Source organism: Iodidimonas sp. SYSU 1G8, from assembly GCF_039655775.1.
In the GTDB taxonomy this organism is placed as follows: domain Bacteria; phylum Pseudomonadota; class Alphaproteobacteria; order SMXS01; family SMXS01; genus RI-34.
The window spans coordinates 1,048,673-1,062,636 of record NZ_JBBYXJ010000002.1; the positions used below are offsets into that span (position 1 = coordinate 1,048,673).

9 protein-coding genes and 1 tRNA gene are annotated in these 13,964 nt (G+C 64.6%); 5 read left to right on the forward strand and 5 right to left on the reverse strand.

Annotated elements, in window-relative coordinates; translation table 11 throughout:
- Nucleotides 1-9 precede the first annotated feature (9 nt).
- Nucleotides 10-2,004: an RNA polymerase sigma factor RpoD gene (gene rpoD / locus WJU17_RS16165; protein WP_346328424.1), complete on the forward strand. Its 1,995-nt coding sequence runs from the start codon at nucleotides 10-12 to the stop codon at nucleotides 2,002-2,004.
- A gap of 7 nt (nucleotides 2,005-2,011) precedes the next feature.
- Here the strand turns inward: rpoD and WJU17_RS16170 are convergent, their stop codons facing one another.
- Nucleotides 2,012-3,475 (reverse strand): TrkH family potassium uptake protein, encoded by a 1,464-nt coding sequence (locus WJU17_RS16170; protein WP_346328425.1) that lies wholly within the window; start codon nucleotides 3,473-3,475, stop codon nucleotides 2,012-2,014.
- 80 nt (nucleotides 3,476-3,555) lie between these two features.
- A complete protein-coding gene (locus WJU17_RS16175) occupies nucleotides 3,556-4,626 on the reverse strand; it encodes an LLM class F420-dependent oxidoreductase (RefSeq protein ID WP_346328426.1) in 1,071 nt (356 codons plus the stop codon).
- Between the two features lie 237 nt (nucleotides 4,627-4,863).
- Here WJU17_RS16175 and WJU17_RS16180 point away from each other — a divergent pair, with 237 nt between their 5' ends.
- The 4 genes from WJU17_RS16180 (at nucleotide 4,864) to WJU17_RS16195 (ending at nucleotide 9,960) form a co-directional block, all read left to right on the forward strand.
- A complete protein-coding gene (locus WJU17_RS16180; RefSeq protein ID WP_346328427.1) occupies nucleotides 4,864-7,371 on the forward strand; it encodes a TonB-dependent receptor in 2,508 nt (835 codons plus the stop codon).
- Between the two features lie 117 nt (nucleotides 7,372-7,488).
- Nucleotides 7,489-7,564, forward strand: a tRNA-Ile gene (locus WJU17_RS16185).
- A gap of 239 nt (nucleotides 7,565-7,803) precedes the next feature.
- Entirely contained in the window at nucleotides 7,804-9,168 is a 1,365-nt protein-coding gene (locus WJU17_RS16190) for an aromatic ring-hydroxylating dioxygenase subunit alpha (protein WP_346328428.1), read from the forward strand.
- Nucleotides 9,169-9,171: 3 nt separating this feature from the next.
- Entirely contained in the window at nucleotides 9,172-9,960 is a 789-nt protein-coding gene (locus WJU17_RS16195; RefSeq protein WP_346328429.1) for an enoyl-CoA hydratase-related protein, read from the forward strand.
- Here the strand turns inward: WJU17_RS16195 and WJU17_RS16200 are convergent.
- The 3 genes from WJU17_RS16200 to WJU17_RS16210 are packed head-to-tail and all read right to left on the reverse strand — an operon-like array spanning nucleotide 9,957 to nucleotide 13,869.
- Entirely contained in the window at nucleotides 9,957-11,006 is a 1,050-nt protein-coding gene (locus WJU17_RS16200) for an acyl-CoA dehydrogenase family protein (RefSeq protein ID WP_346328430.1), read from the reverse strand. The genes WJU17_RS16195 and WJU17_RS16200 overlap by 4 nt on opposite strands.
- 20 nt (nucleotides 11,007-11,026) lie before the next feature.
- Entirely contained in the window at nucleotides 11,027-12,211 is a 1,185-nt protein-coding gene (locus tag WJU17_RS16205) for an acyl-CoA dehydrogenase family protein (RefSeq protein ID WP_346328431.1), read from the reverse strand.
- Nucleotides 12,208-13,869: an AMP-binding protein gene (locus WJU17_RS16210; protein ID WP_346328432.1), complete on the reverse strand. Its 1,662-nt coding sequence runs from the start codon at nucleotides 13,867-13,869 to the stop codon at nucleotides 12,208-12,210. The genes WJU17_RS16205 and WJU17_RS16210 overlap by 4 nt, the downstream gene beginning before the upstream one ends.
- Between the last annotated feature and the right edge of the window lie 95 nt (nucleotides 13,870-13,964).

Sequence of the window (13,964 nt, forward strand, 5' to 3'; positions counted from 1 at the left end):
AGAACGTTCATGGCAAAGGACGCATCCGAATCGGTTAAGGACCGCGACGAGTCAGAGGAACTGGGCGACAGCCCGCTCGTCGATTCGTCCGCCGAGGCCGTCAAGAAGATGATCGCCGCCGCGAAGGAACGCGGCTACGTCACTTATGACGAACTGAATCGGGTGCTGCCGCAGGATCAGCTCTCCTCGGAGCAGATCGAAGACATCATGGCCATGATGTCCGAGATGGGTATCAACGTTATCGAGAACGAGGAGGCCGCCGACGACGTCGAGGAAGTCGACGAGGTGGTGCCCGCCGACGATGATGGCGAGCCGACGGCCCGAACCAAGGAAACCGAGGTCGACCGAACGGACGATCCGGTGCGGATGTATCTGCGCGAAATGGGCAGCGTGGAATTGCTGTCCCGCCAGGGCGAAATCGCCATCGCCAAGCGCATCGAGGCCGGCCGCAACGCCATGATCGACGGCCTGTGCGAAAGCCCGCTGACCTTTGCCGCCATTACCGAATGGCATGACCAGCTGATCAACCAGCAGCTGCTGCTGCGCGACATCATCGATCTGGACGCCACTTATGGCGCCGGCCCGGGCAATGGCGGCCTTCCCGCCGAACTGGGTGGCGAAGACGAAGTTCCTGAAACCGAGGCGAGCGCCGAGGAGGAAGAGGAAGACGAGGAAAGCGCCGCGCCGCCGCCCGGCGTGAGCGGCGAGGAAGAAGAGGAAAATCCAGACGAGGCGGCCGTGTCGCTGTCCGTGATGGAAGAGCGGCTGAAGCCGGAAGTCATCGAGAAATTCGAGCTTATTTCGGCGACCTACAAAAAGCTGGAGAAGCTGCAGCAGGCCCGTCTCGACGCCCAGTTCGGCCAAGGGTCGTTCTCGGCCGCGCAGGAAAAGAAGTACCGCGCGCTGAAGGACGAGATCATCGCCCTCGTCAACATCGTTCATCTGAACAACACCCGCGTCGAGACGCTCGTCGAGGAACTCTACAACTACAATCGCCGTCTGCTGGGCCTTCAGGGCCAGTTGCTCCGCCTCGCCGAGAGCAACAAGGTGAACCGCACCGAGTTCCTGGACCAGTACCGCGGCCATGAACTGGATCCGGACTGGCTGCAGAACGTGGCGAAATTGCCGGGCAAGGGTTGGAAGGCCTTCGCCGAACGCGAGGCCACCCGTGTCGAGGCGATCCGACAGGAAATCGGCGAAATCAGCCAGATCAGCGGCCTGCCCATCGGCGAATACCGCCGGGTCGTCCAGACCGTGCAGAAGGGCGAGAAGGAAGCACGCCAGGCGAAAAAGGAGATGGTCGAAGCCAATCTGCGCCTCGTGATCTCCATCGCCAAGAAATACACCAACCGCGGCCTGCAGTTCCTCGACCTGATCCAGGAAGGCAATATCGGCCTGATGAAGGCGGTGGATAAATTCGAGTATCGGCGCGGCTACAAGTTCTCGACCTACGCCACCTGGTGGATCCGGCAGGCGATCACCCGTTCGATCGCCGATCAGGCGCGCACCATCCGTATTCCGGTGCACATGATCGAGACGATCAACAAGCTGGTCCGCACCTCGCGCCAGATGCTGCACGAGATCGGTCGCGAGCCGACGCCGGAAGAATTGGCGGAAAAGCTGTCCATGCCGCTCGAAAAGGTGCGCAAGGTGCTGAAAATCGCCAAGGAGCCGATCAGCCTCGAGACGCCGATCGGCGACGAGGAAGACAGCCATCTGGGCGACTTCATCGAGGACAAGAACGCCATCCAGCCGCTGGACGCGGCCATTCAGGACAATCTGCGCTCGACGACGACGCGGGTTCTTGCCTCGCTGACGCCGCGCGAGGAGCGCGTGCTGCGCATGCGCTTCGGCATCGGCATGAACACCGATCACACCCTCGAAGAGGTTGGTCAACAGTTCTCGGTCACCCGCGAGCGTATTCGCCAGATCGAGGCCAAGGCCCTGCGCAAGCTGAAGCACCCGAGCCGCAGCCGCAAGCTCCGCAGTTTCCTGGACACCTGAGCGGGCGTCAGACCCGCCAGAAGCGGGGCGTCATCAGGACGAGCACGGTGAACAGCTCGAGGCGCCCCAGCAACATGCCGACGCTCATCAGCAGCTTGGCCGTATCGGAGAAGCTCGAGAAGTTTCCGACAGGGCCGGCGATGTCGCCCAGGCCTGGACCGACATTGGATACGGCCGTAGCGGCGCTGGACATGGCGGTGACGAAATCCAGACCCGTCATGGTCAGGCCGAGGCCGATGAGGAAGATCGTCACCATGAACAGGAACATGAATCCCATCACCGAGGCCAGCGTATCCTCGCTGACCGGTATCTGATTCAACTTCAGGTTCATCACGCCGTGCGGCGTGATCATCCGGAACAAAATGCGCCTGATCGCCTGGATCAGCACCTGATAGCGGAAGATCTTCACCGATCCGGTGGTGGAGCCCGTACACCCTCCCGTGAAATACAGCGCGAAGAACACCATCGTCGCGCCCGCGCCCCATTGCATGTAATCGATCGAGACGAAGCCGGTCGTGGTGATGACCGAAATCACGTTGAAAGTCGCCTGTCGCAGCGCCAGCGGCAGCGGCGTCTCCGTCGTCGCGAAAACCCAGGTCGTCATTGCCAGGGAGGCGACGGCGCAGAGCAGCAGGAAATAACGGATCTGGTCGTCGAATAGTCCCGGGAGCGCCTTGCGGGTGAATTTGCGGCTGGTGATGGCGATGTAAACGGTGAACGGCAGCGCGCCGGCCAACATGAATATGATGGCGACGATCTCCAGATACAGGCTGTCGAAGACCGCGAACGAGGAATCCGAGTTGGCAAAACCGCCCGTCGAGACCGTCGAGAGCGCATGGCAGATCGCATCGAGCAGACTCATGCCGCCCATCAGATACGCCAGCGCGCAAAGGGACGAGAGCGCCAGGTAGACCTTGGTGATGGCGATGGCGAGTTCACCCGTGCTCGGCAGCAGCTTCTGGCTCTTGTCGGATGATTCCGTGCGGAAAAGCTGCATGCCGCCGACGCGCAGTACCGGCAGCAGGGCGAGAGCCACGATGATGATGCCGACACCGCCCATGGCATGCAGCAGGGCTCGCCAGAGCAACAGTCCTGGCGGCATGGAATCGAGGCCGACGATGACCGTGGCGCCGGTGGTGGTCAGGCCCGACATGGTTTCGAAGAAGGCATCCGCGTAACTCAGCCGCGAATGGCCGAACATCATGGGCAGCGATGCGAAGGCGCTGACCGCGATCCAGGTGAGCACGGTCAGCAGGAAGGCCTGACGCACGCCCAGCTCTGCCCGGTGATATCCACGGTTGCTGATCCAGATCAGCGCGCCGGCGAAGCCGGTGATCGCCGCGGACCCCGCGAAGCCATAGCTCTCCTGATGGCCATAGGCGAGATCGACGACGGCGGGAATCAGCATGGTCACAGCGAGAATGCTGAGCAGGATGCCGATGACCTGAAGGATGGGGCGTATGTCGATCACGCCTCGTTCCTTACGCTGCCTTTATCCCGTCTTCAAGGGAGATGGCGGAAAGCATCGGCGATGCCCTCCGCCACGCGATGCTATTCTGCGGCAACCTGCTCTTTGGTGCCGGCGATGTCGGCCATCAGGTGCAGCGCCTCGGTCTGGCGGGTGGAGATGGAGATGCCGGTGGCGCCGGAATCGGCCCACGCCGCCCAGTTCTGCCGGATACGCTTCTCCGGACCGACCAGGTTCTGCTCGTCGACATACTCGTCCGGCACGGCGGCAGCCGCTTCTTCCTTACGGCCCGCCAGGTACAGTTCCTGAATCCGGTCGGCGGCCTCGCCATAGCCGAACTTGATCATGCGGTCCTTGTGGAAGTTCTTGTCCTTGTGGCCCATGCCGCCGGCATAAAGGGCGATCACGGGTTTCAGGGCGTCGAGACCGGCCTTCACGTCGTCGGTGATGTTCACGCCCAGACCGGCCTGGATTTCGAAATTGTCGAAGCTCTTGCCATTGCCGGCCTTGGCGAAGCCTTCCTTCAGCCAGTCGCCATATAGCTCCATGCCGCGCGGAGTCCAGCCCAGCGGCAGCCATCCGTCGGCGAGCTGCGCCGTCAGCTTGACCATGGTCTCGGTGCCCGATCCCGTCCAGATCGGGATATTCGGATTGGTGTGCAGAATCGACTTCAGCGGCTTGCCGATACCCATCGCGCCCGGATAGTCGGCCGGCAACGGCAGCGTCAGCTGCTGGCCGTCATGGGTGACGGGCTCCTCACGCGCGAATACCTTGCGCATGATGGTGATGTAATCCTTCATCCAGTGATAGGGCTTGCCCCACGGACGGCCGTACCAGCCTTCGACGATCTGCGGGCCGGACATGCCGATGCCGGCGATGAAACGGTTGCCGCCGGCCAGCGCGTCCACGGTCGCGGCCTGCATGGCGGCCATGGTCGGCGAGCGGCCGGCCATCTGCATGATCGCGGTGCCCAGGCGAATGCGCTTCGTGTTCGCGGCGATGTAGGCCAGCGGCGTCACCGCGTCCGAGCCATAGGCTTCGGCGGTCCAGACGGAATCATATCCCAATTCCTCGGCCAGCTTGATCTTGTCCATGGGCAGGTTCATCTGCGGCCCCGAATAGCCGATCATCAGGCCCAGCTTGATACGCTTCATGTGGTGTCTCCCTTGTTGCGCCGGCGTGTCCGACACTCGCCTTGTTGCCGAAAGCTAGCGCCTTGGATCACGGGGCGCAACGGAAGGTGTTACCATTCAGTAAGGGCCTGATGCCGACCGGCGACTCCTGGTGTTCGTCCCATTTTTGCTGGTGGCCTCGTTACATAACAGGTGTAAGGTTTTTTTATCGGTTTCATTTTCACGACCGACTTTGGCTCATTTCTGGGGAGGAATGCCATGAACCGCCACCAGGCTGCCCGGCGCGCCGTGTCCACCTTGAACCGGGTGCTGTTCGCTACCGTTCCGCCGGCCCTTTTGTTGACGTCGGCCGCGCTGTCACCCGCCCTCGCACAGATCGAACAAGTGGTCGTCCAGGCCCGCGGCCAGGAAGAATCCGTGCGCGACATTCCGGTCGCCATTACGGCGGTGGGCGAAGAGCAGATGGAGAAATTCGCGGTCAAGAGCTTGGAAGACATCGCCGCCATCGCGCCGCAGCTGACCATCGTGCGGGGAGGATCGGGCAGCGGGGCGAGCATCTCGATCCGCGGTATCCAGTCGAACTCCACCAGTATCGGTATCGAACAATCGGTCGCCGTCATTCTGGATGGCGTCTACTACCCGCAGGGCCGCGTGATCGACGAGGGCCTGTTCGACGTGCGGCAGGTGGCGATCCTGAAGGGACCGCAGGCGCTGTACTTCGGCAAGAACGCCACGGCCGGCGTGCTGTCCATTGAAACCAACGACCCCGGCTCGGAATTCGAATCGATGGCCCGGATCGGTTATGAGCTGGAGCAGGAGCGTCTCGCGGGCGAGGCGATGATCTCGGTGCCGATCACCGATAAGTTCGGCGTCCGCCTCGCGGTGCGGGGCACGAAGATGTTCGGCGGCTACATCGAGAACAACGCGGGCCCGACGACCTATACCACCACCGACGCGGCGACATTCCAGCAGACCGTCCATCCCAATGACGGGCCGACGGAGGACCGGTTCCCGGCCGAGGAATCGATCTATGCGCGCCTCACCATGAAGGGCACGCCCAGCGATCGCTTCACTTACACGCTCAAGGGCTCGTTCGCGGACTACCGGATCTCGACCACCCAGGGCACCGAACTGTTCGCCTGTCCGGCGCTGAACGGGCAGCCTCACGCCAGCGTGGCCGACCCCAACAATCCCGGTTTCAACATGCCGGTACCCAATCTGGACGCGGAATGCGTGCCCGATTGGCGCGGCGCCCAGAATCCCATTCCGCCGGATATCGCCGCGACCGATCCGCTGCTCAGCTGGTTCGGCAACCAGCTGGGCGAGGAGTACCGGTCATGGGCGGTGACCGGCAAATTCGATTTCGACCTCGACCCGGTCGATGTCACGGCGGTGGTCAATTATCACCGGCAGCGCACCAACTGGGTGGGTGATTTCGATGGCGGCGGCGCGACCTCGACCTTCGCGGGCGAGCACAGCACGTTCCAGAACTTTTCGACGGAAGTCCGCGCGGTCACCAAGTTCGACTTCCCGCTGAATGCGGTCCTCGGCGTCTATTATCAGGATACGCACCGGTTCTTTAACCAGGACGTGATCTTCTCCGGCGCCGAGAATTCCGCGGTCACCGACCCGACGCGCCGTTTCGTGGCCTACGACAAGTTTTCCGAGACCGATGGGGAGACGATTTCGGTCTATGGCGAGCTGATCTGGGATATCACGGACCGGTTGCAGCTGACCGGCGGCCTGCGCTACCTGCACGAAACCAAGGATTCCTATTTCATTCAGCCCTATGTGAATCCGTTCTTCACCGGCATTTTCTACCAGGGCTATATGCTGGAGGCGGACCAGACGTTCAATGACGCGTCGCCCGAGGCCACGCTGCGCTGGGAGCCGACCGACAATTTGACGCTCTACGTGGCCTACAAGGAAGGCTTCAAGTCCGGCGGCTTCTCCAACAGCGCCATCCACAGCACGCTCACCATCGTGAATAACGACCCGTCGACCTCGCTGCCCGATTTCGTCTTCGCGCCGGAACATGTGAAGGGGTTCGAGGGCGGCGTGAAGGCGGCGCTGCTGGATGGCACCCTGAACCTGGAGTTCGAGGCCTATCACTACAAGTTCAAGGACCTCCAGATCGACTTCTTCAACTCGCCAACCTTCGCGTTCATCACCGAAAACGCGGGCGGGGCGAAGACCGACGGCGCCGAGCTGCAGTTCACCTGGACGCCGCCGGCCATGACGGGCCTGACCCTGACCGGGTCGCTGGCTTACAACATCGCCAAATACACGGACTTCATCGCTCCGTGCTACGCCGGCCAGAAGCCGTCGGAAGGCTGCGACCTGCCGATCAGCCCCGGCGAGGTCCCGAAGCAGCAGCTGGGCGGCCAGCAGCGGGCGCTGGCGCCGAAATGGGCGGGATCATTCGGCGTGGATTACGAAACCCCGGTCGGCGACGGCTTCCTGATCGGCCTCTCGACCAACGTCAAGTTCAAGACCAAGCACCGGCTTGGCGGCTTCAACAATCCGTACGACGTCCAGGGCAGCTATGCGACGCTCGATGCCTCGGTCCGCTTCGGCAATGAAGGCGGCAACTGGGAATTCGCCGTCATCGGCAAGAACCTGACCAACAAATACGCGCTGCTGTCGGCCGGCGACACGCCCGGCACCGGCGGCAATACGGGCTTTGCCAACGGCTTCGTCGCCGACCGCTACGGCACGCCCATCGTGGGCCGGACCATCGAGTTCCAGTTCACCTGGCGCTATTGACACGCCTCACCGGAAAGGCCGGGCGCGCCACGCGCGCCCGGCCTTTTTCACGTCCTGTTCGCAGGGTCTTTGGCAAGCGCGCCAATAATGCTATCAGAAGCCGTCCTCGCGCTCCGGGGGCCTGTAGCTCAATGGTTAGAGCCGGCCGCTCATAACGGTCTGGTTGCAGGTTCGAGTCCTGCCGGGCCCACCACTCAGTTTGTCGCTGAGCGTAAGCTCAAGGCAGACGCCGGATACCCCGTATCGCCGGCATGCCCGCCCCCTGCTTCTTCAATCCCCGTGCTCCGTCGCCTCGACCAGCGGCGAGGTCGCTCGCCCCGTCGGATTTCTGTCGCTGGATAAGCCAAAATTGTCGCGGCATATCAAGATCGCGGCCCCTGTTGGTCTCTAGTTTGTCCCTGATGTGATGACCGGCCTGACTGGAGAACGCTCATGAGCGACGGCGCCGCGCGCTATGCCGCCGATGAAGTCCGCGATGATTTCGTTCCCAAGGAGGCCTATTTCGCTAGGGACTTCGCCGAGCTCGAGGCTGACCGGCTGTGGCCGTTCGTCTGGCAGGTCGCGTGCAGGCTGGAGGAGATTCCCGAGGTCGGCGACTATGTCACCTACGACATCGTCGACGACTCCATCATCGTCATCCGCACGGCCCAGGACCGGATCAGGGCCTATCACAACGTCTGCCCGCACCGGGCCCGGCGCTTGCTGTCGGGATGCGGCAACACGCGGCAGATCGTGTGTCCGTTTCACGGTTGGCGTTACGGGCTGGACGGCCGCAACATCAAGGTGATCGACAAGGCGGACTGGGGAAACTGCCTCGATCCGGACGATATCCGGCTGTCCGAGGTGCGCTGCGATCATTGGGGCGGCTTCGTCTTCATCAACATGGATGCCCGCGCTGAACCGCTGATGGATTTTCTCGCGCCCATGACCGGGTATTGCGAGAAGTTCGAGTTCGAGAAACTGCGGTATCGCTGGTACAAGACCGTGGTGATGCCGGCTAACTGGAAGACCGTGCTCGGTTTCTTCAACGAGTTCTATCACGTGCAGCAGGCCCATCCCCAGCTGCTGGAATTCACCAACGATTATTCCCGCAGCGGCGAGTTCGGCCGGCACGCTCAGATGTGGTTCGAGGCCGACGGCGCCATGCCGTTCAGCCGCTCGCCGCGTCTGCCGCCGCGTCCCGAGCCGCCGATGAAGGACCACATCGTCGCCTTCGCCGAGCACTACAATGTCGCGCTCAAGGCGATGCTGTCCGAGCGCAACTATGCCGCCGCCATGCGCGTGCGCGATGAAGTGCCGCCCGAGACGCCGCCGCTCGACACCCTGGCCAAATGGGTCGAGTTCCAGGTCGAGGCCGCCATGGAGGACGGTGCCGGCTGGCCGGCCGACCTGACGCCCGAATACATCGAGCGCTCGGGTCTGGACTGGCACGTGTTTCCCAACACCATCTTCCTGCATGGCCTGATCGACGGCGTGTTGTGGTATCGGATGCGGCCCAACGGGCGCGACCCGGAAAGCTGCATCTTCGACGTCTGGTCGCTGGTGCGTTATGCGCCGGGCAAGGAGCCGACGCTCGAGCGCCAGTTCTTCACCGACTGGCGCGACGGTGACTGGGGGCTGATCTACGAACAGGACTTCGCCAACATTCCCGAGGTCCAGAAAGGCTATCACTCGCGCGGCTTCAAGGGCGAGCGGACCAATCCGGTACAGGAGCGCGCGATCTCCAATTTTCACCGGGTGCTGCGGCGATTCATGAAGGATCCCCACGACAACCCACCGATCACCCGGCAACGCTGAGCCATGTATGGCGACTATCGGCATATGGTCGCGAGCCGGCGCGGGCGAATTCTTACCCTGACGCTGGACAACCCGCCGCTCAACGCGGTGAACCGGGCGCTGCATGACGAGTTATCCACTGTTTTCCAGGACGTCGCGCGCGACGACGGCTGCGACGTCGTCGTCCTGACCGGCGCGGGCAAGGCGTTCTCGGCCGGCGCGGACCTGGAAGAGATGAAGCGCGCCACAGAGGACGCGGCGCTGCGCTCGGCGCTGATGTCCCGCGCGCCCCACATCGTCCACGCCATGCTGTCGCTCGACAAGCCGGTGATCGCTCGTCTCAACGGCCATGCCATGGGACTCGGCGCCACGCTGGCGTTGCTGTGCGACGTGGTGATCGCCGCCGACACCGCGCGCATCGCCGATCCGCATGTGGGCATAGGTCTGTCGGCCGGCGACGGCGGCGCGCTGATCTGGCCGCGCTTGATCGGTTATGCCCGCGCCCGACATCACCTGCTGACCGGTGAGCCGCTGACCGCGACCGAGGCCGCCGCCATCGGGCTGATCCAAAAGGCGGTCCCACCCGAGTCGCTGGACGAGGCGGTGAACGCCTATGCGGACCGGCTCTCGGGCGGCGCGATCCTGGCGATCCGCGCCACCAAGCGGTCGATCAACATGGCGCTGGGCCGAGACGCCGTCGCCAGCGCCGAGGCCCATATCGGCCTCGAGGCATTGACCATGGCGTCGAACGACCACCGCGAGGCGGTGATGGCCTTCCTGGAGAAACGCGCGCCGGTCTTCACCAGGACTTAACCGTTCATATACCGCTCCAGGTGAAACTCCACGTCGCCGAAACGGCGCTCGGAAACGATGGCCCGGCGCAGATAATGCCCGACGCGGTATTCGGTGGTGAAGCCGATGGCGCCGTGCAGGTGCACCGCCATGCCGGTGACGCGCTTGGCCGTCTCGAAGGTATTGACCCAGCAGGCCGAGACCGCCTTCTGGCGCTCCACCCTCCCGCGGCTGAACGCCGGAATCGCCCGCAGCACGCTGGAGCGGACGCTGTCGGCATCGATGAACAGGTCGGCCACGCTGTGTTGCAGCGCCTGGAAGCTGGCGAGCTTCTGGCCGAACTGGGTGCGGGTCTTCAGGTATTCGGCGGTCATCTCGATGGCGCTGTCCATGCCGCCCAGCATGTCGGCGCACAGGCAAAGCCGCGCCTCGTCGAGGGCGTCTTCCACGGCATCCAGTGCCTTGGCCGACAGCAGCCGGTCGGCGGGGATCGTCAGGTCCAATCGGAAATCGGCGCAGTCCCTGCCGTCGACCGTCCTGTACGTCCGGCAATCGATACCCGGTTGCTCACGATCCACGAGGAAAAGGCCCACGCCGCCCTCCAGTGACGCCGTGACCAGCAGGCCGTCGGCGGCCGCGCCGTCCATCACCAGCACCTTGGTGCCCGACAGGCGGTAGCCAGCGCCGACGCGCGCTGCGTGGGTGCGGGGCGTCAGCTGGTAGCGGATGCCCGGTTCGTACAGTGCCGGCACGAGGCGCCGTGTGCCGGCGATCATCTCCTGCAGCAGCGCCCCCCGCGCGTCGCTTGCGGCCAGTCGATCGACCAGCCTTGTCGCCAGCACGGCGCCGTCGATGAACGGACCGGGCGCCAGCGCCCGTCCCATTTCCTCGGTCAGGATCGCCAGCTCCGCCATGCCGCCGCCCAGACCGCCCGCATCCTCTGGCGCGGCGATGCCCAGCCATCCCATGTCGGCATAGCCCTGCCAGGAGGCGCCGCCGGCCTGTGCCAGATACCGCCGCGCGCTGTCGCGCAGCATGGACTGTTCGCTGTTCAGGGTGAAATCCAACCGCGCCTCCGACTTCCGCCTCAGCGGTACAGCGTGTTCCAGATGATGGTGCGCTGGACCTCGTCGGACCCGCCGAAGATGGTCGCCGCCCACCAGTACAGATATTGCGTCGAACGGCCTGCCGCGGCCGCCGGCGCGAGGGCTGGCAGCGGCGTGCTGTCTTCCGGCCGAAACGCGGGCGCCACCTGGGGCCCCAGGATCGCCAGCTCCAGATCCGCCGCGTGCAGCAGGCACTGGGCGCCGCGCACCGCCAGGGCCGACGCCGCCGCGCCCAGCGCCGGTCCGGGCTGTCCCGCCAGCACCCGCAATACCGACCATTCCAGCGCTTCCACGTCGATGGCCAGCCGGGCGTGGCGGCGTCGGTATTCGGCCGCCTGCGCCTCCGGCAGCCCATTCGACCGCTCGGCGTCGATCAGCGCCGGGATCCGCGCCATATAGCGGCACAGCATGCCGGCATAGGCGTTGTGCGTTCGCTCGTGCTCCAGCAGGAACTTGGCCTGCGTCCAGCCGCTGTTGGGCTCGCCGATCAGATTGCCCGCCGGCACCCGCACATTGTCGAGGAACACCTCGTTGACATGGTGGTCACTGTCGAGGGTCTCGATGCCGCGCACCGTGACGCCCGGCGCGTCCATCGGCACGATGATCATCGACAACCCCGCCTGCGGCTTCACCGCCGGATCGGTGCGCGCCAGACAGACCATGAAGTCCGCCATGTGGGCGTCGGTGGTCCATATCTTGTGGCCATCGATCACCCAGTCTCCGCCATCGCGCACCGCGCGTGTCCGCAGGCTGGCCAGGTCGGACCCGGCCTCCGGCTCGGAGAAGCCCTGGCAGAACCAATACTCGCCGCTGAGAATCGGCTGCAGAAAACGCTCACGCAGCGCCGGCGATCCAAACCTGCACAGCACCGGCCCGACCATGGACAGGGCGATCAGGCAGATCTCCGGCACATTGGCGAGGCCGCACTCCCGCTCGAAGATGTAGCGTTGCACTGGCGACCAGCCGGTACCACCGAACTCGACCGGCCAGCCCGGTGCGGTCCAGCCGCGGCGGTATAGCGCCGTTTGCCAGGCCGTGACCGTCGCGCGGTCGTTATGGAAGCCCATGGCCTCGCGCCGCGCCAGCGTGGGCGGCAGATTGGCGGCGATGAAATCGCGCACCTCCTGTCGGAAGGCCTCGTCCTCGGGCGAGAAGTCCAGCTTCATGCCATCGCTTTCCGTTCGCGGGAATGAGCCGCGGCCATGTCGCGCAGTCTGTCCTTGCGGACCTTGCCGGACGCGGTCTTCGGCAGCTCGGCCACCAGGATCACGCATTCCGGAGTCTTCTGCCTGGCCAGCCCCGCGTCGCGCACCAACGCTGCCACAAAGGCGAGGTCGACGGACGCACCCGCCACCGGTACGACAAAAGCGCAGATCGCCTCGCCGGTGCGGGCGCTGGGCATGGAGACGACGGCCACCTCGGTGATCGCCGGGTCGCGGAACAGCACGTCCTCGATCTCCCGGGCGCTGATGTTCTCGCCGGCCCGGATGATCAGGTCCTTCTTGCGGCCGGTACACACCAGATGGTCGCCCTCGACCAGCCGGCCCAAATCGCCCATTCGGAAAAACCCGTCCGCGTCATACGCGTCCTGATTGTCTTCCGGGCGGGCATAGCCCAGCGCCATGCTGGGCTCGCGCGAGAGGATCTCACCTTCCTCGCCGTCTCCCGAGGGCGCGCCGGATACCGGATCGACGATGCGCACCTCGCAACGATAAAGCTGCCCGTCGGTCTCTGCCGCCAGCGCAAGATTTTCCCGCGACGACGGCCCTCGCGTCATGGTCGGCGCCTCCGTCGCGCCGAACACCCGGAACGGGATGCAGTTGGGGAAGCAGGCGGCTGCCTCGCGGATCAGGCTGGGCGGCACGGACGCGCCGCCGCACAGAAAATAGCGCAGGCTGTCCAGCGTCTCGCCGCGCTCGCGTGCTACCGCCACGAGGTCCTGCATGAACGGCGTCGCGCCCAGCATGAACGAGCAGCCGTGACGGCGGATCGCGTCGAACGCCTCGGCGGCGTTCCAGACGTCGGTCATCACCACCGGCACGTCGCAGGTCCACGGCGCGTTGAGCGCCCACAGATAGCCGCTGATATGGGTAAGTGGAGACGGCGAGAATGTCCGATCCTCGGGGCCCAGACCCATGGCGGCCGTCATCTTCACCGAATCCGCGTTCAGCGTATTGTGGGAGTGCAGCACGCCTTTCGGCCGCCCGGTCGTCCCCGAGGTGTACATCAGCAGCTTGACCGCGTCAGGATCGACCGTGCGCGTCTCGGCGAGCGGTGCGCCGCTCAGCAGGTCGTCGAAGCACAGGAAGCCGTCGGCCCGGTCGCGCACCGTGACCAGCAGCGGCGCCGCGTCGAACGACGGTGCAAGCCGCGCCATCATCGCCGCATGGTCGAAATTGCGGAACAGGCGCGGCACGAACACCACGCGGGTGCGTGCCTCGTTCAGCATGTAGCCGACTTCGGCGTCCCGGTAGATCGGCACGATCGGATTGACCACAACGCCGGTCATCGCCGCGGCCAGGTTGATTACCGCCGCTTCCCACCAGTTGGGCAGCTGGAACGAGATCACCGCGCCCGGCGCGAGGCCGATAGCGTCGAACCACCCGGCCAGCCGCAGGGCGCGATCGTGGAGCTGGCCGCGGGTCAGCGCCAGGCCGTTGTCGATCATCTGGATCCGGTCCGGCGCCGCATGCACCAGCGCGGCGGCATCGGCGGCGATGGTGCGGTTCAGCCAGTCGCCCGACCGCACCCATTGCTCGGCCAGCGCGCCGTTCCAGCGCACGGTCCACCCGCCAGCATCACGCCGCGATGTCTGCTCGTTCACCCGCCTGCGCTCCCCGCAAATGCAGTCTCCGGTACCCTGATCCTATGGAGGCTGTCCGGCAATATCTTGATATTTGACGACAATCCCCGGATATT